Raw genomic sequence first — 21,110 nt, 5'->3', positions numbered from 1 at the left:
GCAGAGTGACACCAAGAATTTCGGGACGCCGCGCCCTCGCGGGGCGGGCGGAGGGCCTATTCGCCCGCCGCCATCCTCACCGGGCCGGCGGCCTGCTGGAGCTTGCGGGCGAGATAGCCCTTCGAGATCTCCGCGATCTCGCCGGAGAGATAGCCCTTGCGCGCACCCGCGCGGGAGAGCTTGCCCGACGAGGTGAAGGGCAGGCTGCGCGGCGGCACGAGCACGATCTCGCATTCGACGCCGGCCGTCTGGCTGACCACGGCGGCAACGCGCCGGCGCAGGTCCTCCTGCTCCTCCATGTCGGTCAGGCGGCACTGGACGAGCACGACGACCGCTTCCCCGCCCTCGCGGTTTTCCACGGAGAAGGCGGCCGCATCGCCGCCTCTCAGCGGCTCCACGCGCTCCACCGCCCACTCGATGTCCTGCGGCCAGATATTGCGGCCATTGTGCAGGATGAGGTCCTTGCTGCGCCCGGTGACGACGATCTCGCCGTCGAGCCAGTAGCCCATGTCGCCGGTGTTCATCCAGCCGTCGTCGCCCATGGCCTCGCGGGTCGCGTCCTCATTGCGGAAATATCCCGCCATGAGGCTCGGGCCCCGCATCCAGACATGGCCGATCTGGCGCTCGCCGAGGCTCTGTCCCGTCTCGTCGCGCACCTCGATCTCGTGTCCGGGCATGGGCCGCCCGCAGCTCACGAAGGCGCGCACGCGCGAGGAGGAGGCCGCAGCCGCGCCCTCGCCCACGGGGACCGCACGGCGCGAGAGCTTGTAGCGGGCACTGTCGACCCGGTCGATGCGGATCGGCCGGTCGAGCTCGCCGAAGGTGATGGCGAGCGTCGCCTCCGCCATGCCGTAGCTCGGCAGGAAGGCCGTCGCGTCGAAGCCTGCGACAGCCATCTTCGCGGCAAAGGTCTCCAGCACGTCCGGACGCACCATGTCGCCGCCGATCCCGGCCACCCGCCAGGCGGACAGGTCGAGCTCGGCGGCATGGCCGTTGACCCGCCGCGCGGCGAGGTCGTAGCCGAAGGACGGGCTGTAGGCGATGGTCGAGCGGTTGTCCGACATCAGCCGGAGCCACAGGGCGGGCCGGCGGGCGAAGGCCGTGGTCGCGAGATAGTCGACCGTCACCTGCCCCATCATCGGGGCGAGGCAGAAGCCGACGAGCCCCATATCGTGATAGAGCGGCAGCCAGGAGAAAGCGCGATCCTCCGGCGTGAGCTTCAATCCGTGCTGAAGGATGCCGCGCACATTGGCACAGATCGCGGCCTGCGTGACGAGCACGCCCTTCGGATTGGAGGTCGAGCCGGAGGAATACTGGATATAGGCTGCGTCGCCGGGCCCGAAGGGCGCAAGCGCCACATCGCCGGCATCGATGGCGGCGAGCTCCTCGTGGCTCATCACGAGGCGCGTGCCGGCCCTGACGGCCGCCTCGCCCAGATGGCCGAGCAGATCCGTCGGCGCGAGCGCCATGGCGGCGTCGGCGCTCTTCAGCATGCCGGCGATCCGCTCCACATAGGCCTCGCGCCCGCCGATATACATGGTGTAGGGAAGCGGGCACGGAACGAGGCCGGCATACTGGCAGCCGAAGAACGCCGCCATGAAATCGGGTCCCGTCTCCGCCACGATGGCCACACGCTCGCCGCGGGTGAGCCCGGCCCTGACGAGCCTGCGGCCCGTGGCCTGCGCGCGCTCGCGCAGAGTGGAGAAGGGCAGCACGTGTTCCAGCTTGCCGCGCGGCGAATAGAAATTGTAGCCGGTCAGACCGCGCGCGGCATAGTCGAGGCCGTCGGCAAGCGTGCCGAATTCACCGAGGATCTGGGGAAGCCCGGGTGTGGCGCGCGGGGTGAGTTGCAGCGCATCCGCCTCCCCGACCGTGGGGGCGGGGGCGGGGCGTTCACTGCGCTGACGTGCGTTCAGCGGGGCGGCAAGGCTGTCTGTGTCTCTCAACACCGGCAATGATCCATCTCGTTCTCTGGGCCGGCTCAAGAGATAGCGCACGGCCCGTAAACAAAGAGTCTGCAAGGCACGGCCGCTCGCATGATCGCTGCCCGTTCTGCAACGGGGTAATCACGGCAGTGTCCGGTCCGTCGTGGACCTGCCATGTTGCCTGTTCAGTCTCCTCTGCGGGATAAGGCGCCCCCACCGCCCCGCACAAGTTTCCCTGAGCAAACCCCTATTACGGCAGCAAACGAAACAGAGCCGAGCGGCTTCTGTCCCTGGAGGCATAGGTAGCAAGGCGCCCGGGGCACACCAAATCAAATGGTGTTTCAGAATGTTACCTTGGGAATGGCCGAAGGCCTGTGCGGTCAGAACGGAGCCGGGCTCAGCAGGACGCCGAGCGCGAGAAGCCCCAGCGCACCCAGCGCGAACCCGCAGATTCCGGCAAACAGCAGGGAGACGCCGCTATAACCCATGACGACGCGACCCTCCGGTGCGGCACCGGCCTTCGCCCGTTCGCGCTCGACCATGCGGTGAGCCATGAACTGCACCACGCGCTCCACGGTTTCCGCGCGGTCGCCCGATTCGAACAGCACCACGCGCCCGTCGCGCGTGTCCTGGACGAGCCTGTATGTGCGCGGATCCGGCTCCAGCGTGACATAGCTGACCATGTCGATCCACAGCCTCGGCGGTTCGCCCATGGCGATGGAGAGATCGAAGAGCTCGCGCGCCTCGCTCCTGCCGGCGACCTCGCGCTCGAGCTCGTCTTTCAGCGTCACCAGCCTGAGCTGCTTGGCGTCGCGGATGTCGAACAGGGCATCGAGATGCTCCGCCTCCACGAGACGCGCCTGGCGCAGCGCTTTATCGAGCCGGCCGCCGCTGTCCGGCGACAATGTGTTCTTCATCGGTCCAAAGGCCTCCTCCCCCATGAGGGAGCCCAAATTTCCAGCCTTGACAGTAAATCACATCTGGAGCGGGAAAAGCGAGTCGTGCATGAATGTTCCGTTAACGCGAGCCGGCCCGCCATGGTCCAAGGAACGGAAAGCCCAATGAATCTGCCGAAGAGCGCCTTGAAGGTCCACGATGCCGCAGCCCGCCTCGAGCTACCCGTCTCCATCAGGCAGATGGACGACAGCACGCGCACCGCGGAGGATGCCGCGGCGGCCTGCGGCTGCACGGTGGCCCAGATCGTCAAGTCCCTCGTCTTCCGAGGGCGCGAAACGGGGCCCCCCTGCCTGCTTCTCGTTTCCGGCGTGAACCGCGTCGACGAGGCCCGGGCGGCGGAGGCGGCGGGCGAGCCGCTGGAGCGCCCGGACGCCCGGTTCGTCCGCGACGTCACGGGTTTCGCCATCGGCGGCATCCCCCCTTTCGGCCATGCAAGCGAGATCGCCGCCTATATGGACGAGGACCTACTTGCCTTCGACGAGGTCTGGGCCGCCGCCGGCACGCCCAATTGTGTCATGGCGCTCCGTCCCGACCGGCTGCGCGACGCGATCGGCGCCACCGTGATCGCGGTGCGCTAGCTATATTTTCTCGGGGCCTCTCGCCGAACACAACATAAAGTGGTTACATCTGGACTTCGCTCCCATTTATTGCATAGCCTAGAGCCGTACCGCCTGGGGAGGCGATAAGGACAACAAGGGGGGCGTCGGCCATCCATCGCGGATCGGCACGATGCGCGTCCTGCCAGTTGGGGGATTGGCATGGACTGCGATCGGATTGCCTGTGCGCATGCAGGCATGGCGGCGCGGGCGGGAACGCCAGCGCGGATCAAGGCGACAATATCGGCCAAGGCGGTAATCCCCGCCAGACTGGCGGTGCGGCGCTGGGCGAGCCGGCCATCAAGGGCGGCGCTGCGATATACGGTCCTTGCGGTATGGCTCGCCGGTGACCTCTTGGCTGCGCCTGACGCCATGGCCGGCGATGTCTACGCCTTCACCGGCTTCAGCGGCAGCAGCATCGCCCTCTATGGCGTGCAGGGCCTGATCTACACGCCCCTGTCCGGCTTGGGCGAGACCGGCCCGGTCGCCAGGCTGTGGATGGAAAGCAGCTATTTCGACTATCAGACGAGCGTCCGGCTCTATCGCGATGTCGGCATGGACGTGACCATCCACGCCCTCGGCACGGGCGGTGCGGTGGAGGCCGGCTATCAGATCGCCGGCGATACCTACAGGCTCGCCGGCTTTCTGGGCGCCGTCTATCGCGACTACGTCCTCACGCCGGTCGACGAGCGCTCCGACCTCAATGGCAGCACGGTCGGGGTCAAGGTCGTCGCGGAGGGCCATGCCTATCCGTTCGACGGCTGGGGCGCGGGGGGCTATGCGAGCTATATCACCGGCGTCGACGAATACTGGGTCCAGATCAGACCCGGCTACCGCTGGACATCCGGCCTCGCCATCGGGATCGATGCGGCGCTGTGGGGCGGCGAGGACTACCGATATGCCCGCGCCGGCCTGTTCGCCCAGGGCTTCGAGGTCGACCTTCTGGGGATGGGCCGGATCTTCCTCGGCGGCGAGGCCGGCATGCTGACCGACACCGATCTCGACAAGCGCTCGCCCTTCGGCGGGCTCAATCTCGGTTTCTTCTTCTGAAACCGTGTGTGGCACGGAGATTGCTACGCATGGGATCGGGGGGGAGAGACGGCACCGGCCCCGCAGTCCGCTCCGGCATCCGGCATCGGTTCCCACGGATGGCGGGCGCGACCGGGCCGGTGCCGTCGTTGTCCCCGGCCTGCCGGCCCCTTTCAAGCCCCGGCGACATAGCCGTCAGGTGGCCTCGTCGGCCTTGGCCCGGCCGCGGCCGAACAGCCAGCCCGCCGCGATCGGAATGGCGATGCTCAGCCCCAGGAACCGCGCGATCTGGAGGGCGCCGACGAAGGCCGGATCCATGTCGAGCGCGAAGGCCATGATGGTCATGGTCTCAAGCCCGCCGGGCGCGAAGGCGAGCCATGTCTGGCCGAAGGGCAGGCCCGACAGCAGGCTCGCCACATAGGCGCCGAGCGCCGAGGTCGCCAGCGCCAGCGCGAAGGCCACGAGGCTCGCCGACAGCATGCCCTTCAAAAGCCCCATGCCGATGCCGGCGAACCGTGTCGCAACGAGACATCCCAGAATGACATAGCCGGGCACGAGAAGCGTGTCGGGCAGCACCCCGTGAACCGTTCCGGACAGATGGAGTGCCGCGTTGACGACGGCGGGCGCGAGCATCAGCCCCGCCGGGACCTTGAACCGCTCCGCAAGGAGCCCCGCGACGCAGCCGACCGCCACCACGATCGCGGTATCGAGCCAGGGTCCGGGCGGCGCCGAAGCCACCGCCGCGGCCGGCCCCTCGCCGAGATTGGAGATCGCGATGGGCAGGAGCGCGATGAGGAAGAACAGCCTGACGCTCTGGGCGACCGTCACGCGCGGCAGGTCGGAGGCATGGTGCTCGGCGAAGATGAGGACAGTGGAGAGCGCGCCGGGCAGCCCGGCGAAGAAGGCCGTACGCCGCCCCCAGCCGTGGACCGCCTGGAAATAGTAGTACTGGACGGCGGTGACGAGGACGACCGTGACGGCGAGCATGAGGAGGCTCGCCGGCCAGCTCATCATGCGCTGGAGCGTGTCTGCCGTGACGCTCGACCCGATGGAGAGCCCGATCAGCAGGAAGACCGCGCGGCGCGCATTGTCCGGCACGCAGACCTTGACGCCGGCGGCGACCGACAGGGCGGTGGCGACCATGGCGCCCGCCAACCACGGCGCCGGCAGCCCCGCCCACAGGAACACCGCGCCGCCCGCGGCGCCGATGAGCAGCGTGCGTGTGACGACAAGGCCCCATGTCCACCATGAAGCGTTCACCGGGTCTCCTTGTCCGTACGGTGCGCCGCAATCCATCGCGCCGATGGAGCGGCAGGCCCGTCCGGTTCGCTGGGAAATCGTCGCCGGGCTCGGCAGAGTGGAATCGGGGCGAACCTTGCCCCAAACCGCGCGGCGGCACAATCGCCCAGATGTCATGGCAGGGTTGCATCCGGGCGCACCCTACCCGTTTCGCGCCGTCCCCGGCATCAGCACGCTCAGGGCCCGCGGGCGGATCGACACGTCGAGCGGCGCGTCGAGCCTGACGAGCTCGCCGTCGAGGGAGGCACGCACGCGCGGCCGGCGCATCTCGATGCGGCACCGCTCCGTCATCAGGCTCGTGAACAGGGCCTCGTCGTCCCAGCGGCCCATGAAGGCGGCCAGCGACAGGGTGACCATCTCGATGCGGCGCTGGGCCTTGGCGATATGCACCTCGACCATCCCCCCGTCGAGCCGTTCGGGCAGCGGGAGCGAGCCGAGCTCGCGCGACAGCCGGTTGTTGGTGACGATCACCGAGGGGGTTCTCGCCCGGATGGTGCGGCCGGAGACCTCCGCGCCGATCCAGAAGAATGGCGGCCTGTTGACGACGCGCGCCCAGCTGCGCGCCGACGCCCAGACCTTCTGCAGGCGCGTGCGGTAGCCGCTGGCGTTCCTGAGCATGATCATCCTCGGATGCAGGCCGAGCGAAACGTGGTGGACGAACAGCCGCCCGTTCACCTCGCCGAGATCGATATCGGCGGGACGGCCCCTGCCGAGCGCGGCCGCCGCCTGCCCGAGATCGAGCGGCGTGCCGAGCGCGCGGGCCAGAAGGTTCATCGTCCCGAGCGGCAGGAGGCCGAGCGTCACCTCGGTGCCGGCAAGGCGCCGCGCGGCAAGCGAGGCGGTTCCGTCCCCGCCGCCGACGATCAGCGGCCCCTCCATGCCCTTGCGGGCCGCATCGGCAAGCAGGCGGTCCAGCCGGTCGGCGGGCTCGAACCGGATTTCCGTCTCACGCCCCGCCTCGGCAAAGCCCGACTGCAAGACCGCACGCACGGTCTCCTGCCCCATGGTCAGGACCGTTCCCGCGCTGTCATTGACAAGAACCGTCGCCCGCATGGCCTTGCTTTCGCTCCATCGCCGCGGGCGGTGCCGGCAGATATTCCGGCGGACCGCCGCGGGCCAGTGCGCGATGGCGTAGAGCACGGGTCGCGAATTGTCCACCGGCAAGCGCGGCCCGACAGGCCGGCCAGCGGGCCTATTGCGCCTCTCCGCCATCGCGCAGGCGCGCGATCTCCGCCTCCAGCTCCGCGATCCGCCGGTCGCGCTCGGCCAGGGCGGCGGCGACATCGTCCGCCTCGAAGCGCTGCGGGATGTGCTGGGGGCAGTTGGCGTCCCAGGCCGCCACCGTGAACAGGATCGCCTGCTCGGCGCGTGCCTTGTAGCCTTCCGGCATCAGGCTGGCGGCAAGCTCCTCGTCACCCTCCACCACCCGCGCCTCGCCCCAGATCTTGATGCGCTGGCGCCGCGCATAGTCGATGAGGAACAGATAGGCCTTCGGGTTGTCCGCCAGATTGCCGAGCGTGATGTATTGCCGGTTGCCGGCGAAATCCGCAAAGCCGATCGTCGCCTCGTCCAGAACACGCAGGAAGCCCGGCGGCCCGCCGCGATGCTGGATATAAGGCTGACCTTCCCGGTTGGCGGTCGCGAGGAAGACGCTGCGCTGCGCCTCGATGAAGGCTTTCAGGTCGGGGGCGATGCGGGTCTGCCAGGAGCCGTTCTCCTCCACGCGAGCATAGAGCGGGCGCGACCCCTTGCGGGTCTGAACCGCCTTGACGGTGGGGGTGAAGGCGACGTCGCTCGGATAGGTGCGGGTGCTGTTCGACATGGGAGGACTCCTCGCCGGATCGGGGATGGCCATGCGACCTGGCATCGTCCTTCCACTACACCTTTCCATAATTCGTGAGTATCCATATAATTCGAGACACAGACTTCCAGAATCCGGAAGGAACAATGGACCGCCTCAGATCCATGTCGATCCTGCTGGCTGTCGTCGAGGCCGGCAGCCTGTCGGCCGCCGCGCGCCGGCTCGGCATGCCGCTGGCCACGGTCAGCCGCAACCTCTCCGACCTCGAGGCGCATCTCGGCACCCGCCTCCTCAACCGGTCGGGGCGCCGGGCCGTCCTGACCGACGCCGCGCAGGGCTATGCGGCGTCCTGCCGGCGGGTCCTCGACGAGGTGGAGGAGGCCGAGCGCACTGTTGCCGGCGAATACAGCGCGCCGCGGGGCGAGCTCACCGTGACCGCCCCCCTCGTCTTCGGGCGACTCCATGTCCTGCCGGTCGTCACCGCGTTCCTCGCAGGCTATCCCGAGATCGCCGTCCGGCTCGTCCAGGCCGACCGGGTGCTCGACCTTCGCGAGGAGCATGCCGACGTCGCCGTCCGGATCGGCGCGCTGCCCGACAGCAGCCTCGTGGCGCAGCGCCTCGGCGAGATCAGACAGGTGGTGTGCGCCAGCCCCGGCTATTTCGCCCGCAAGGGAACGCCCCGGACGCCGCGAGACCTTCCCGCCCACGACATCGTCGCCTTCGGACAGATCGCCCCGGCCGGCCCCTGGCGCTTCGGGCGGGACAGGTCGGAGCACACCGTCCCGGTGCGGCCCCGGCTCGCCGTCAATACGGCGGAAGCGGCCATCGACGCCGCCATTGCCGGCGCCGGGGTCACGCGGGTGCTCTCCTATCAGGTCGCCGACGCCGTCGCATCGGGCCGGCTCGTGCTGGCGCTGGAGGCGTTCGAGCCCGCGCCGTGGCCGGTCAGCCTCGTCCATGGCGCACCGCATCCGCTGCCGCAGAAGCTGCGCGCCTTCCTCGATTTCGCGGCGCCGCGCCTCAAGGCCGTCCTGCAGGAACCGCCGCGCCGGGGAGACCGGAGCGGATGAAGCTCCCCGCCATACAGCGCCCGAATGGCGATGGCTCCGACGGCTTCGTCCGGTTTTTGTTGGGGCACCGACATGAGCTCCGCCTCACCCGCCTCCCCTTGAAGCGCGGCCCGGCGATCACGACATGCAACCGCTCACCGGGCCGCGAACATGCTACCATCCGCTTTGCGATTCGCGCCTGAAGCGAACCAAGGGCGGCCCGCACGGGACGCCGCTCCGGAACGGGGAAATGCCATGGGTTTCGAATTCGGCGGACTTCTGGGACTGATCGTCCTCGTGCTCGACGTGTGGGCGATCGTGAACATCTTTCAGAGCAACGCGTCGACCGGCGGCAAGGTGGTATGGATCGTTCTGGTCCTCGTGCTTCCGGTGCTCGGCTTCATCCTGTGGCTGCTCTTCGGACCGCGCGGCTGACCGGCGGACGGCAAGGGGGTGCCGGACCCATGTATATTGCGGGAGTCTTCCTCATCCTCACCGTGACGCTGATCGCGGCCGCGCTTGCGAGCCGGCGGCTGGCGATCGCGCTTTTCGCGGTCTCGCTCGCCGTCATGATCGCGGTCTATCTGCATCACGCCACCGACACGCTGCCCCTGTCCTTCTAGAGGAGCGTCGCGCCCGATGATCTCGCCCGGCCTCGCCATCATGCTCAACGCGCTGGCGCTCTATGCGATCTCCGGCATTCTGCTCGCGGCCTTCGCCTTCCAGTTCGCGCTGCAGGAACTGCCCTGCCCGCTCTGCCTGCTCCAGCGCGCAGGATTTGCCGCGCTCGCCATCGGGCCGGTCCTGACGATCCGCCACGGGCCCCGGCCCGGCCATTACGGGCTGTCGATCCTCGCCGCGCTGGCCGGTGCCGCCTTCGCCGCCCGCCAGATCCTCCTGCACATCATGCCGGACGATCCGGGCTACGGCTCCGCCGTGCTCGGCTATCACTACTATAGCTGGGCGTTCATCTGCTTCGTGATCGCGCTCATCGCGCTCGCCGTGATGCTCATGTGCGAAGGTCAGTTCTCCCGCGAGCCGGCACGGCCCGAAGCCGGCCTATTCGCCAAGGCGGCCGTCTGGCTCGTCATCGCCATGACGGCGCTCAACTTCGTCGGCACGGTCGTGGAATGCGGCCCGGCGGCCTGCCCGGACAACCCCGTGACCTACAAGCTCCTCACGCCCGGCACAGGCGGCTGATCACGACGCCTTGCCGCCGCTGAACTCCGCCTCGAGCTCCTTCTCGAGCGCCAGGAAATCCTCCGGGACGGGCATGCCGAAAGCGCGCATCTCGTTGAGCTTCTCGCGCAGCGTCAGATAGAGCTCGTGGCGGTCCTCCGGCCGGTTCTCCATCTCGGTGAGGAGAAGGGAAAGCTGGGCCTCGAATTCGTCCAGATCCATGGGGCGTTCGCTCCTGTCGGGTCCCGGCCGGCGGACCTGCGCCGGGAACGTTCCGTCAACCGGAACCACTCTATCAAAAAGAGGCGCGGAGGGAGCCCCCCGCGCCTTTCAAAAACGATGGCCTGCCGAAAGCCTCAGGCGACCTTCAGCACATCCTCGCCCGGATGCCAGTTGCAGGGGCACAGTTCGCCCGTCTGCAGCGCGTCGAGCACGCGCAGCACTTCCTGCGGGTTGCGGCCGATGCTCAGATCGTTCACCGACACGAAGCGGATCACGCCCTCCGGGTCGACCAGGAAGGTCGCGCGCAGGCACACGCCCTCTTGCCTGTCGAGGATGCCGAGCGCCTCTGACAGCTCGCGCTTGATGTCGGAGAGCATGGCGAAGGGCAGATCCTTCAGGTCGGGATGGTTCTCGCGCCAGGCGAGATGGACATACTCGCTGTCCGTCGAGGCGCCGTAGATCACGGTATCGCGGTCAGCGAACTCCTTGGCGATGTCGCCGAACGCGGAAATCTCCGTCGGGCACACGAAGGTAAAGTCCTTCGGCCAGAAGAAGAACAGCTTCCACTTGCCCTGGTCGCTCTCGTTGGAGATGTCGGTAAAGGCCTTGGCCGGGTCGGTGTCGACCACGGCTTTCAGATTGAACTCGGGAAACCTGTCTCCGATCGTCAGCATGACGCGGTTTCTCCTCTCGTTATGGCTGCAGGGAACGTGAAGTCCTGGGAGGAACATTCATGAGCGTCGGGCAGGAGAACCCCCACCCCGACCTCGGCCTATAGCCTCATTCGCCGAGATTCGCCAGTGATCGAAACGTCGCGGTCGCTGCAACGCACAATTTTCTCAACCCGGGAGATCGTTCCGGTAGAACCGGCCCTCCTTCATCACCGCCTTGACCTTGTTCTCGGGGTCCTGGAGAACGCCGATATCGGCGAGCGGATCGCCGTCGACGACGATCAGGTCGGCGAGGAGCCCCTCCTCCACCCGGCCGATCCGGTCGGACATGGCGAACAGCTCCGCGGCGTTGCAGGTCGCCGCCCGGATGAGATCTGCGGCGGGCACGATCTCCGACCGCAGCGCGAACTCCTTGAGCTGGTGGCGGTGCATGATGCCGAGGAGATCGGTGCCGTAGACCATGGTCACGCCGCCGCGATAGGCCATCTCCAGCGCCACGAGGCCGGCATCGAGCACCTCGAAGACCTTGCGGTTGAGGTCCGTCGGCATGCCCGCCTCGACCCCCTCCCTGGCCAGCGAATCGTAGATCGACAGGGTCGGCACGAGGACGCAGCCATGCTCGTGGAAGAGCGGGATGGACGTCTCGTCGAGGAGATTGCCGTGCTCGATGGAGTTGACCCCGCAGCGGATGGCGCGGTTGATCGCGCGCGCGGTATAGGCGTGCGCCATGACGGGAATGAGGGCGGCTTCAGCCTCCTCGACCGCGGCGCGGATCTCGTCCTCGGAGAACTGGGTGGAGGTGATGCGGTCGGTGGGCGAGGACACGCCGCCCGACACCATGAGCTTCAGATGCGTCGCGCCGCGTCGGATCTCCTCGCGCGCCCCCCGGCGCATCTCGTCGACGCCGTCGCAGACGCGGCCGAGGCCGGCACAGCAGAAGCAGCCCTCGAAGGTCTGCTCGCCGGGGCCGCGCATATCGCCGTGACCGCCGGTCTGGGAGAGCGCATGGCCGCAATAGAGAAGGCGCGGGCCGGCGATGAAATCCTCCGCGACCGCCTTGGCGAGCCCCCAGTCGGCCCCGCCGGCATCGCGCACCGTGGTGAAGCCGCGCTGGAGCATGTCGCCCAGGATCTCGCCCGCGCGCGCGGAGACATAGAAGGGCGACCAGCGCTCCAGCTCGGGGAAATTGGCGACCGCGGCGGTGACATGCACATGGGCGTCGCACAGGCCCGGCATCAGCGTGCGGCCGCCGAGATCGACGCGCTCGGCCGTCTCCGCCCTGATCGGCGTTTCGGAGATCTCCGCGATCGTGCCGTCGCTCACCAGCACATGCCGGTCGCCCAGCATCTCGCCGGCGACCACGTCGAGGACATTGGCATTCTCAAGGATAATCGATGACATTGACGCCTCTTCAGCTTCGGGGGGAATTCTGCACTCAACCGCCGAGATAGAGCTCGGCCATGCGGTCGTCGGCAAGCAGGGCCTGCGCCTCGTCGTCCAGCACCACGCGGCCCTGGTCGAGAATATAGCCGCGGTCGGAGATCTGGAGCGCCTGGCGCGCGCGCTGCTCCACCAGCAGCACCGCCGCGCCGAGCTTCGGCAATCCCTCGATGAGGGTAAAGACCTGATCGACGAGCGCGGGCGAGAGCGCGGCCGTCGGCTCGTCGAGAACCATGAGCTTCGGGCCCGGCATGAGCGCGCGGGCGAAGGCGAGCTGCTGGCGCTCGCCGCCCGACAGCGCGCCGGCCCGCATGCGGCGCCGTTCCGCAAGCGCGGGGAACATGTCGTGGATCTCGGCCATGCGGGCGCGGACGTCGCCCACGCCCTCCGCCACCAGAAGGTTCTCCTCGACCGTGAGGCTCGCGAAGACGTTTGCGACCTGCGGCACATAGCTCATGCCGACACGGATGCGATCCTCCGCCGGCAGCGCCATGAGATCGGTGCCGTCGAGGTCGATCTCGCCGGCCACGCGGGCGAGCAGGCCCATGACGGCCTTCACCAGCGTCGACTTGCCGGAGCCGTTCGTGCCCGCGATGGTGACAATCTCGGCATCGTCCACATGGAGGTCGAGACCGGTGACGATATCGGTGTCGCCATAGCCCGCGCGGATATTGCGAAGGGTGAGAAGGCTCATACCACGCCCCCCATATAGGCCTCGCGCACGGCATCCCGGGCAAGCACCTCGTCGGGCGTGCCCTCCGCGATGATCCGCCCGCGATCCATGACATACATGCGGCGGACGAGATCGCTCAGCGCCTGGAGATTGTGCTCCACCACGAGGAAGCCGACGCCGCGCCCGTTGAGCTCGCCGATACGCTCGGATATCTCGCCCACGAGCACCGGGTTGACGCCCGCGAAGGGCTCGTCGAGCAGGATCAGCGCGGGGTCGAGCATGAGCACGCGGCCAAGCTCCAGCAGCTTCTTCTGTCCGCCGGAGAGCTTGCCGGAGGGCTGGTCGATGACGCGGGCGAGGTTGAGGAAGTCCGCAATACCCTCCGCCTTCTCCACGATCTCGGCACGTTGGCGGGCGATGTCGCCCGGCCGCAGGAAAACGTTCACGAGCCGCTCGCCGAGCTGGCCGGGCGCTGCGACCACCAGATTGTCGAGGACGCTCAGATGGGTGAATTCGCGCGGCACCTGGAAGGTGCGCCCGAGCCCCAGCCGGGCGCGGGCGGCAGGCGACAAGGCCGTCACATCCTGCCCCTTGAAGACGACGCGCCCGCCCGAGGCGGTCTCGAAACCGCTCGCCACCGCGAACAGCGTCGACTTGCCGGCACCGTTCGGCCCGATCAGGCCCACAAGGTCGCTCTCGCCCATCTCAATGGAGACGTGGTCGAGCGCGAGAAAGCCGCCGAACCGCATGGAGATGTCGTTCGCCGCGAAGGTCATCAGCTCGAATAGTCCCCCATGATGCCGCCGGGGCGGTAGATGACGAGCAGGATGAGCGCGAGCCCCACCACGCCGAGACGCAGGCTCGCCATCTCGACCTCCGCAACGCCTGGAACGATATCGCGCAGGAAGCGCGAGCCCTCCAAGAAGCCGACAAGCGCCAGCGTGCCGACCGCCGCGCCGGAGACGCGCCCTGCGCCGCCGAGGATCATGGCGACCCAGATATAGAAGGTCAGCAGCGGCAGGAACTGGTCCGGCGTGACGAAGGTGATGTAGTGGGCATAGAAGGCCCCGCCGAGGCCCGCGAAGGCCGCGCCCAGCATGAAGACGCGGATCTTGAAGCTGCCCGGGTCCTTGCCGAGCGCGCGCAGCGCCTCCTCGTCGTCGCGGATCGCCTCGATGGCCCGGCCGAACGGGCTCTTCACGATGCGATGGATGACGAGGATCGCCGCGAGATTGGCGAGGACAAGCAGGATGAAGGTCGCCGTCGTCGCCGACATCGGCAGCCCCAGCCCCTCCGACAGGCTGGGAATGCCCGGAATGCCCTGGACGCCGTTGGTGAGCCAGCGTTCATTGACGATGAACAGCCGCACGGCCTCGGAGAAGCCGAGCGTCACGATGGCCAGATACTCGATCCGCAGCCTCAGGCTCAAGACGCCGAGCGGCCAGGCCGACAGCGCGGCGAGCACGACGGCGGCGAGGAAGGCCAGCGGCAGCCAGACGCCATGAACAGCAAGGATCGCGGAGGTGTATGCACCCACCGCGAAGAACCCCACATGGCCGAAATTGATGAGCCCCGTAAAGCCGTAATGGAGATTGAGGCCGAGCGTCATCAGCATGTAGATCAGGGCGATGACGCCGACGGCGAGGAGATAGCCTTCCATGGGATACGCCCTCCCCTTACCTGACGCGCTCAGCGCCGGAGAACAGCCCCTGGGGGCGCACCATCAGGACGAGAAGCAGGACCAGGAAGCCCACGCCGATCTTGTAGGTGAAGCCGACAAAGGGCGTGGACAGCTCCTGGGCGACGCCGATCAGGAGCCCGCCGACGACCGCGCCCACCGGATTGCCGATAGTGCCGAGAATGGTCGCGGCGAAGGCCGGAAGCAGCAGGTCCCAGCCCATTTCCGGCATGACGACGGTCTTGACGCCGAGAAGCACGCCGGCGAGCCCGGAGACCGCGCCGGCAATGAGCCACATGGCTGTCATGACGCGGCGCGCGGAGATGCCGCTCGCCCGCGCGAGGTCGGGATTGTCGGCGACCGCCCGCATGCGCCGGCCGAGCGGGGTCATGTGCAGGAGGGCGAAGACAACGGCGAGCGCGGCGAGCGCGCCGGCGGCGAGATAGAGATCCGTCGGCACCACGCGCACCGGCCCTAAGGCGACGGCGCGGGTCAGCGGGACATCGTAGACACGCTGGTCATGGCCCAGAAAGAAGGTGATCGCGGCGCGGATCAGGAAGGCTGCGCCGATGGAGGCGATCAGCGGATAGACCGCCGACCGGCCCGCGAGCTTGCGGAAGACGAACCAGTAGAAGGCCAGGGATATGGCCGCCGCGCCGACCATGCCCGACACGACGCCCGCCGCCATGAGGCCACCGGAGGCGAGCTGGCCGCCATAGCCCGCATAGGCGCCGACCGTGATGACGTCGCCGGCCGACGCGTTGGGAAAGCGCGCAATGCCGAAGACCAGCGTGAGCGCCAGCGCGCCGAGCGCGATGATCGACCCCTCGATGGCGCCGTTGACGGCGAGGTTCAGGAGATAGCCGAAGGACATGGACGGATGCATCCGGATGTTAAAGGGAGATGAGCTCGTGCTGCGCCGCTCTCCCCCTCACCCTCCCATTGCTGACGCAATGGGCCCCACCCTCTCCCGCGAGGGGAGAGGGATAAGGAAAGTCGCGCCGCTTGCGACCCCTCTCCCTTCGCGGGAGAGGGTGGCGCCGTCGGGCGTCGGGTGAGGGGGTGTGAGCCACCATATGCAACGGCCCTGCCGCCAGTCCCGGCTCAGATCTTCACCACCGAGACGCGCTTGAAGCTGCCATCGGGCTGGACCACGGCCTCGCTGAAGTCCGGCGTCACATCGCCATACTCGTCGAAGTCCAGACGGCTCGAGGCGCCCTGATAGTCGATGGGCCCGTCCTTGAGCGCGGCCTTGCCCTCCTCGAAGGAATAGACCTCCTTGCCGCCGGGATTGGCGACGTCGCGGATCTTCGCATTGATCTCCGCGACCGAGGCGCCGGGGCCGGCGGCCTCCATGGCCAGCGCCCAGACGATCGCCATGTCGTAGGTCATGGCCGCATAGATATTGGTGCTGGCGTCGTTGCCGGTCGCCTCCTTGTACATCCGCGCGAACCGCTCATAGGAGGGCGCCTTCTCGTTGGCGATGCTCTCCACCGCGATCACGCCCTGCGTCACCTCGGGCCCGAGCGCGTCGACAAGCTTGGGGTTGGCCGCCCAGCCGGGAATGATCCACTTGTTCTCGTGGCCCGACTGGTACCATTCGCGCAGGATGATCGTGGTGTCGGGGAGATAGGAGCCCGTGACGATCACGTCGGGATCGGCGGCCAGCACCTCCTGGAGCTCGGAGCGGTAGCTGGCGCGCTTGGGCTCGTAGACGACGCTGGCCACGACCTCGCCGCCCTTGGCCTCCCACGCGTCCTTGAAACCCTCCGTATTGCCGACGCCGGAGGCGTTGTTGAAGGCCATGGTGGCGGGACGCTTGAAGCCACGCTGCTCGGCGATCTCCGCGAAGGCCCGGCCGAACCGGCCGTTCGTCGCCTGGAAGCGCCAGACGAGGTCGTCCTTGTCCTCCGTCGAGATCGCGGGGGCGCCGGAGGTGTTCATCTCCGGGATCCCGGCCTCCGTGGTGATGGGCATGACGGCGAGCGTGATGCCCGACGACCAGGTGCCCATGACGATCTGGACCTTGTTGACCTCGATCAGCTTCTTCACCGCGGTGACGGCGGCATCCGGCGTTGTCTGGGTGTCTTCCGCGAAGACCTCCAGGGTGCGCCCGGCCGCACCGCCGGCCTCGTTGATCTCGTCGACGGCGAACAGGATCGCCTTCTGCATGCCGGGTCCGTAGGTGCCGCCCGCCCCGGTGACCGGGTTGAGCGCGCCGATGCGGAACGGGTCTTCCGCGGCCTGCGCCGGCAGGACGCGTCCGGCCGCGAGCGCCAACGCGCCCGCCCCTCCGGCGATCAGCAGCCGGCGGCGTTCGATCTGGAACTTGGTCATATCACTCCCTCCTTGGGGCCGTTCGGCCCGTTCTCGCGGACGCCCTGCGCCCGTTTTCCCTCACCCCCGTGAGACTCCGCCTCGATGATACGCGACAGCTGGGCCTTCCACCCGTCCAGCAGCCGCTGATAGTAAGGCGGATCGTTCCTCAGCACCGTCTGCACGCCCATGCCCCGCAACAGGCACAATGTCATGTTGAGCGTGGTGTCGACCTCGATGCTGGTCAGCGTCGTCTGGTGGAAGAACTCCCGCCAGATCTCGTCGAGCGCCTCGTGGAACCTCTTGACCACCGGAATCATCTTGGCGCGCAGATCCGCATTGTGACGCGCCTCGGTGACATGCTCGAGCGTGATGTAGAACAGCCGCCCCGAGAACAGGCCCCAGACATGCTCGACGAAGCCGTTGAGGTCGAGCTCGCCCGCCCGGACGCGGGCCGCCTGGGCGCGGATATCCTCCGTCGATTCGGTGAGCTGGGCCTCGACCGCCGTCGCCACCAGGTCGTCCTTGGTGGCGAAATGGTGCATCAGCGCACCGCGCGACACGCCGGCGCGAGCGGCCACCTCGGCGGTGGTCATGCGCGTATAGCCGGTCTCCATCATGGCATCGAGCGCCGCCTCGACAAGCTTTCGCTGCGTGGCCTCGCTGCGCATCTGCTGGGTGCGGCGGACGGTCTTCGTCATGGGCGGGGACGATAGCGGACAGGAAACAAACCGACAAGTTTGTTTGTTTTTGTCGAGCATCCCTCAGGCGCTCTCTGCGGCGGCGGCGGCGCGGCGCTTCCCGTATTCCGGGCCGTGGGGGCTAGCCCACCGTGTCCGATTGCAATACCCTGTGCGCGAGTGTGTTCTATTGCGGTGGGATAAAGGGGAACCCTGGATGATACGTTTCGGTTCCGTTGTGGCGGTCGCTATCGGGCTTGTCGTGTCCCTGGCCGCCGCTGGCCAGAGTGTCTCCGCGCGCGCAGACGAGATCGTGATCGGTGTGCCGAGCTGGTCGTCCGCGAACGCCACCGCCCATGTGCTCGAGACCATTCTGGAAGACCGGTTCGGCGTCGATGTCGTCCTGAAGGAGACATCGAATGCGGAGATTTTCGCCGGCATGGACGACGGCACGATCCAGATCCATCCCGAGGTCTGGCTCCCCAACTACAAGGCCCTGCACGACGAATATGTGCTGCGGCGCAAATCCGTGGTCATGAGCCCGCGGGGCGTGCCGGCCTCGCAGGGCATCTGCGTGACGCAGGCGACTTACGACGGCGACGGCATCCACACCATCCAGGATCTCGCCGATCCGGAGAAGGCGAAGGTCTTCGACACCAATGGCGACGGGCGCGGCGAGATCTGGATCGGCGCGCCTGGCTGGAACTCCACCAAGGTGGAGCAGATCCGTGCTCACGATTACGGCTACGACAAGACGATGCAGCTCCTCCAGGCGGAGGAGACGGTCGGGCTCGCCGCCGTCGATGCGGCGGTGGCCACGGGCAAGCCGATGGCCTTCTACTGCTACGAGCCGCATCACGTCTTCGAGCTCCACGACCTCGTCTATCTGGACGAGCCGGCCCACGACCCGAGGAAGTGGCAGATCGTCGACGCCGAGGCGGACGGTGACTGGCTGGAGAAGTCGAAGGCCGGCGTCGCCTGGCCGCCTTCCTTCCTCCACATCTTCTACGCGAAGGCGCTGGAGGAAAGCCAACCCGAGATCGCAAGCTTCCTGAAGTCGGTCAATCTGGACGTCGACACCGTGTCGCAGATGACCTATGCGCTCGTGGTGGAACGGCGCGACCCGGCCGAATTCGCCCGCGAATGGGTCGACGGGCACGGCGAGCGGATCTCCGGGTGGATCGAGGATGCCGACTAGCGGATTGGACAGGACGGGGAACCGAGAATGCGCTTGACCATACGGACACTCTGCCTCGCGATCGCGACACTCGCGATGTCGTTCGGCATGGGCTTCTCCTCGCCGACGCAGACCCAGATCTACGATGCGCGCAGCGGCAAGTGGGTCTCCTACGACCCGTCGCAGGCCCGCGAATACTTCCAGCGATACGGCCAGACGCCGGAGGAGTTCCAGCGCCGCATCGTCCCGTTCAGGACGGCGGAGAAGCCGGGCACCATCGTCATCGATGCCGACCGCCACTTCCTTTATTATATCCTGCCCGACTTCCAGGCCATCCGTTACGGCATCGGCGTCGGCCGGGAGGGTTTCGGCTGGGCCGGGATCGTCCATGTCGGCCGCAAGGCGGAATGGCCCACATGGACGCCGCCCAAGGACATGATCGAGCGCGATCCCCGGCTGACCAAATATGCCAACGGCATGCCGGGCGGCATCGACAATCCGCTCGGCGCCCGCGCGCTCTATCTTTACGAGAAGAACCGGGATTCGCTTTACCGCATCCACGGGACGAACGAGCCCTGGACCATCGGGCTCAACCTGTCCTCCGGGTGCATCCGCATGAACAATGACGACGTGATAGACCTTTATAACCGCGTCACGCGCGGCGCGAAGGTGATCGTGCTCATGACGGGCGCGTCCCTGTTCAAGGGGGTCTGAGCTTACGGGCCCCAGGGCCCCGGAAACGGCCAAGGAGCGAAGGGAACCACACATGAAGACTGCCGAGCGTAGGACTGTGTTTGGACTGGGAACCGTCCTTTTGGGCGCCGCCATTCTGGCCGGCTGCACGAACACCCAGCAAACACCGAACCAGACGGTCCGTTCCACCTACGACACCGCGCCGGCCGATCTCCAGCTTGCCTGCGCCAACGAGGCCGCCCCGATCTACGGGGTGGGCGCGGAGACCGTCCTGCCCATCTCCTCCAAGCGCACTCAGGACAACCTCTATACGGTGACGCTCGACGTGAACAATGGCCGCCAGGCACTGTGCACCATCGATTCCGACGGCAATGTGGTCGCCATCACCGACGCCTGACCGGTCCCGACCGGCAATCGAGGGGTCGGGCCTCTTCTCTCTTCCGGGCGCCCGGCGGGACAATGAGGGATCGTGCCGCACGGTCCGGGAGTGCAAGAGGAACACAGATGACGCATGACTTCCGGAGGATGGCCGTCGGCCGGGCCTGCATCCTGTCGGCAATGGCCGGCCTCGCGGCCTGCACCATGGCTCCGGTGCCGGACGAGGATCTCGGCGGTGGCCCGGGGCCGGTTCCGGCGGGCCTGCAGGTCGCCTGCGCCAACGGCGCCGGGCCGCTTTACGGAGTCGATCCGGACACGATCTCCCCCCTTGGCGTCGACATCACCGACGACAATCAGTATGCCATGACGCTCGATGTCGGCAATGACCGGCAGGCGGTCTGCACGGTCGACTCCAACGGCAATGTGATCGGTGTGACCGACATGTAGGCCACCCGCGACACCGGCCTGGCCGGACGCGGGAGCACGAATGACGACATGACCCAATCCGGGACAGATCCCCGACGGGCCATCCGCCGGCGCAAGCTCTGGGAGGAGGTGATGGACCTCCTTCTGGACCGCATCGAGCGCGAGCAGCTCAAGCCTGGCGACCTCCTGCCCTCCGAGCGCCAGCTCATGGAGGAATACGGCGTCGGCCGGCCGGCCGTGCGCGAGGCGCTGCAGACGCTCGACCGCATGGGGATCGTCACCATCCATCACGGTGAGCGCTCGCGCATCGCGGAGCCGAGCGCCCAGGCCGTTCTGGAGCGCCTCGGCCAGACCGCGCGACACGCCCTCACGACCTCCCGGCGCACCTTCGAGGACCTCAAGCACGCCCGCATGGTGTTCGAGATGGGGCTCGTGCGCGAGGCCGCCCGCAAGGCCGACGCCACGGCCGTGGCGAAGCTCCGCAAATGCCTCGAGGCCCAGGAGGCCGCCGTGGACCGGCCGACCGCCTTCATGCGCGGCGACATGGCCTTCCATCGCGAGATCGCCGAGATTGCCGGCAATCCCATCCTGGCGCTCGCCAGCCAGGCGCTCTTCGAATGGCTGATGGCGTTTCACACCTCTCTGGTGCGCGCACCCGGCGCGGAGACACTGACGCTCGAGGAGCATGCCGGGCTCGTGGACGCCATCGCCGCGCACGACCCGGACGCCGCCGAGGAGCGCATGCGCGCCCATCTCACCCGCGCCAATGCGCTCTACGACTATTACGATACGCTGAAGGACAAAAAGCCCGCCGGCTAGGGACCGTCTGTGCGATCGGGCTCGCAAAGTGCGCTCTGGCGGGATCGGGCTCGGTGGCCGTCGCCCGGACTTTCGGGCCTGCCGGGCGGAGAAACGGGGATC

Annotated in this window: 25 protein-coding genes; 11 read left to right on the top strand and 14 right to left on the bottom strand. The window is 67.7% G+C overall.

Annotated elements, in window-relative coordinates; all coding sequences use genetic code 11:
* Positions 1-56: 56 nt before the first annotated feature.
* Positions 57-1,949 carry a fatty acyl-AMP ligase gene (locus HW532_RS16985; RefSeq protein WP_246479249.1) on the bottom strand — a complete coding sequence of 631 codons (1,893 nt, stop codon included), beginning with the start codon at positions 1,947-1,949 and terminating at the stop codon, positions 57-59.
* A 356-nt stretch (positions 1,950-2,305) separates the two neighbouring features.
* Positions 2,306-2,842: a hypothetical protein gene (locus tag HW532_RS16980; RefSeq protein ID WP_213161601.1), complete on the bottom strand. Its 537-nt coding sequence runs from the start codon at positions 2,840-2,842 to the stop codon at positions 2,306-2,308.
* Between the two features lie 144 nt (positions 2,843-2,986).
* Here HW532_RS16980 and HW532_RS16975 point away from each other — a divergent pair, with 144 nt between their 5' ends.
* Both HW532_RS16975 and bcsS read left to right on the top strand, forming a co-directional pair.
* A complete protein-coding gene (locus HW532_RS16975; RefSeq protein WP_246479247.1) occupies positions 2,987-3,460 on the top strand; it encodes a YbaK/EbsC family protein in 474 nt (157 codons plus the stop codon).
* A 372-nt stretch (positions 3,461-3,832) separates the two neighbouring features.
* A complete protein-coding gene (gene bcsS, locus HW532_RS16970; protein ID WP_213161599.1) occupies positions 3,833-4,528 on the top strand; it encodes a cellulose biosynthesis protein BcsS in 696 nt (231 codons plus the stop codon).
* A 174-nt stretch (positions 4,529-4,702) separates the two neighbouring features.
* Here the strand turns inward: bcsS and HW532_RS16965 are convergent, their stop codons facing one another.
* The 3 genes from HW532_RS16965 to HW532_RS16955 form a co-directional block, all read right to left on the bottom strand.
* Positions 4,703-5,767, bottom strand: coding sequence for an AbrB family transcriptional regulator (locus tag HW532_RS16965; protein ID WP_213161598.1), 1,065 nt, complete (start codon positions 5,765-5,767; stop codon positions 4,703-4,705).
* 180 nt (positions 5,768-5,947) lie between these two features.
* The gene (locus tag HW532_RS16960) at positions 5,948-6,859 is read right to left on the bottom strand and encodes a diacylglycerol/lipid kinase family protein (RefSeq protein ID WP_213161597.1); all 912 of its coding nucleotides are present in this window, start codon (positions 6,857-6,859) and stop codon (positions 5,948-5,950) included.
* Positions 6,860-6,998: 139 nt separating this feature from the next.
* A complete protein-coding gene (locus tag HW532_RS16955; RefSeq protein WP_213161596.1) occupies positions 6,999-7,628 on the bottom strand; it encodes a pyridoxamine 5'-phosphate oxidase family protein in 630 nt (209 codons plus the stop codon).
* Between the two features lie 125 nt (positions 7,629-7,753).
* Between HW532_RS16955 and HW532_RS16950 the strand changes: the two genes are divergently transcribed.
* The 4 genes from HW532_RS16950 (at position 7,754) to HW532_RS16935 (ending at position 9,856) form a co-directional block, all read left to right on the top strand.
* Positions 7,754-8,677, top strand: coding sequence for a LysR family transcriptional regulator (locus HW532_RS16950; protein WP_213161595.1), 924 nt, complete (start codon positions 7,754-7,756; stop codon positions 8,675-8,677).
* Positions 8,678-8,911: 234 nt separating this feature from the next.
* Positions 8,912-9,091: a PLDc N-terminal domain-containing protein gene (locus HW532_RS16945; RefSeq protein WP_213161594.1), complete on the top strand. Its 180-nt coding sequence runs from the start codon at positions 8,912-8,914 to the stop codon at positions 9,089-9,091.
* A 29-nt stretch (positions 9,092-9,120) separates the two neighbouring features.
* Entirely contained in the window at positions 9,121-9,279 is a 159-nt protein-coding gene (locus tag HW532_RS16940; protein WP_213161593.1) for a DUF5993 family protein, read from the top strand.
* A gap of 16 nt (positions 9,280-9,295) precedes the next feature.
* Complete coding sequence (locus HW532_RS16935) at positions 9,296-9,856, top strand: disulfide bond formation protein B (protein ID WP_213161592.1); 561 nt, start codon at positions 9,296-9,298, stop codon at positions 9,854-9,856.
* Here the strand turns inward: HW532_RS16935 and HW532_RS16930 are convergent, their stop codons facing one another.
* The 9 genes from HW532_RS16930 to HW532_RS16890 form a co-directional block, all read right to left on the bottom strand.
* Positions 9,857-10,057: a hypothetical protein gene (locus HW532_RS16930; protein ID WP_213161591.1), complete on the bottom strand. Its 201-nt coding sequence runs from the start codon at positions 10,055-10,057 to the stop codon at positions 9,857-9,859.
* 134 nt (positions 10,058-10,191) lie between these two features.
* Entirely contained in the window at positions 10,192-10,731 is a 540-nt protein-coding gene (locus HW532_RS16925; protein ID WP_213161590.1) for a peroxiredoxin, read from the bottom strand.
* Positions 10,732-10,896: 165 nt separating this feature from the next.
* A complete protein-coding gene (locus HW532_RS16920; protein WP_213161589.1) occupies positions 10,897-12,129 on the bottom strand; it encodes a metal-dependent hydrolase family protein in 1,233 nt (410 codons plus the stop codon).
* A 34-nt stretch (positions 12,130-12,163) separates the two neighbouring features.
* Positions 12,164-12,862, bottom strand: a complete 699-nt coding sequence (locus tag HW532_RS16915) for an ABC transporter ATP-binding protein (RefSeq protein ID WP_213161588.1) — start codon at positions 12,860-12,862, stop codon at positions 12,164-12,166.
* Positions 12,859-13,617, bottom strand: coding sequence for an ABC transporter ATP-binding protein (locus tag HW532_RS16910; RefSeq protein ID WP_213161587.1), 759 nt, complete (start codon positions 13,615-13,617; stop codon positions 12,859-12,861). Before HW532_RS16910 ends, HW532_RS16915 begins: the two co-directional genes overlap by 4 nt.
* Positions 13,617-14,501 (bottom strand): branched-chain amino acid ABC transporter permease, encoded by an 885-nt coding sequence (locus HW532_RS16905; protein WP_213161586.1) that lies wholly within the window; start codon positions 14,499-14,501, stop codon positions 13,617-13,619. Before HW532_RS16905 ends, HW532_RS16910 begins: the two co-directional genes overlap by 1 nt.
* A gap of 16 nt (positions 14,502-14,517) precedes the next feature.
* A complete protein-coding gene (locus HW532_RS16900; protein WP_213161585.1) occupies positions 14,518-15,393 on the bottom strand; it encodes a branched-chain amino acid ABC transporter permease in 876 nt (291 codons plus the stop codon).
* 230 nt (positions 15,394-15,623) lie between these two features.
* Positions 15,624-16,856 carry an ABC transporter substrate-binding protein gene (locus HW532_RS16895; protein ID WP_213161584.1) on the bottom strand — a complete coding sequence of 411 codons (1,233 nt, stop codon included), beginning with the start codon at positions 16,854-16,856 and terminating at the stop codon, positions 15,624-15,626.
* Entirely contained in the window at positions 16,853-17,536 is a 684-nt protein-coding gene (locus HW532_RS16890) for a TetR/AcrR family transcriptional regulator (protein ID WP_213161583.1), read from the bottom strand. The genes HW532_RS16895 and HW532_RS16890 overlap by 4 nt, the downstream gene beginning before the upstream one ends.
* 196 nt (positions 17,537-17,732) lie before the next feature.
* Between HW532_RS16890 and HW532_RS16885 the strand changes: the two genes are divergently transcribed.
* The 5 genes from HW532_RS16885 (at position 17,733) to nanR (ending at position 21,008) form a co-directional block, all read left to right on the top strand.
* The gene (locus HW532_RS16885) at positions 17,733-18,713 is read left to right on the top strand and encodes an ABC transporter substrate-binding protein (protein WP_213161582.1); all 981 of its coding nucleotides are present in this window, start codon (positions 17,733-17,735) and stop codon (positions 18,711-18,713) included.
* A 75-nt stretch (positions 18,714-18,788) separates the two neighbouring features.
* Positions 18,789-19,406 carry a L,D-transpeptidase gene (locus HW532_RS16880; RefSeq protein ID WP_425491961.1) on the top strand — a complete coding sequence of 206 codons (618 nt, stop codon included), beginning with the start codon at positions 18,789-18,791 and terminating at the stop codon, positions 19,404-19,406.
* Positions 19,407-19,458: 52 nt separating this feature from the next.
* Positions 19,459-19,782 (top strand): hypothetical protein, encoded by a 324-nt coding sequence (locus HW532_RS16875; RefSeq protein ID WP_213161580.1) that lies wholly within the window; start codon positions 19,459-19,461, stop codon positions 19,780-19,782.
* Between the two features lie 107 nt (positions 19,783-19,889).
* Positions 19,890-20,210 (top strand): hypothetical protein, encoded by a 321-nt coding sequence (locus HW532_RS16870; RefSeq protein ID WP_213161579.1) that lies wholly within the window; start codon positions 19,890-19,892, stop codon positions 20,208-20,210.
* Between the two features lie 48 nt (positions 20,211-20,258).
* Positions 20,259-21,008 (top strand): transcriptional regulator NanR, encoded by a 750-nt coding sequence (gene nanR / locus HW532_RS16865; RefSeq protein WP_213161578.1) that lies wholly within the window; start codon positions 20,259-20,261, stop codon positions 21,006-21,008.
* The last annotated feature ends 102 nt before the right edge of the window (positions 21,009-21,110 follow it).

Source organism: Kaustia mangrovi, from assembly GCF_015482775.1.
GTDB lineage: Bacteria > Pseudomonadota > Alphaproteobacteria > Rhizobiales > Im1 > Kaustia > Kaustia mangrovi.
This window is presented reverse-complemented; position numbering and strand designations above follow the sequence as displayed.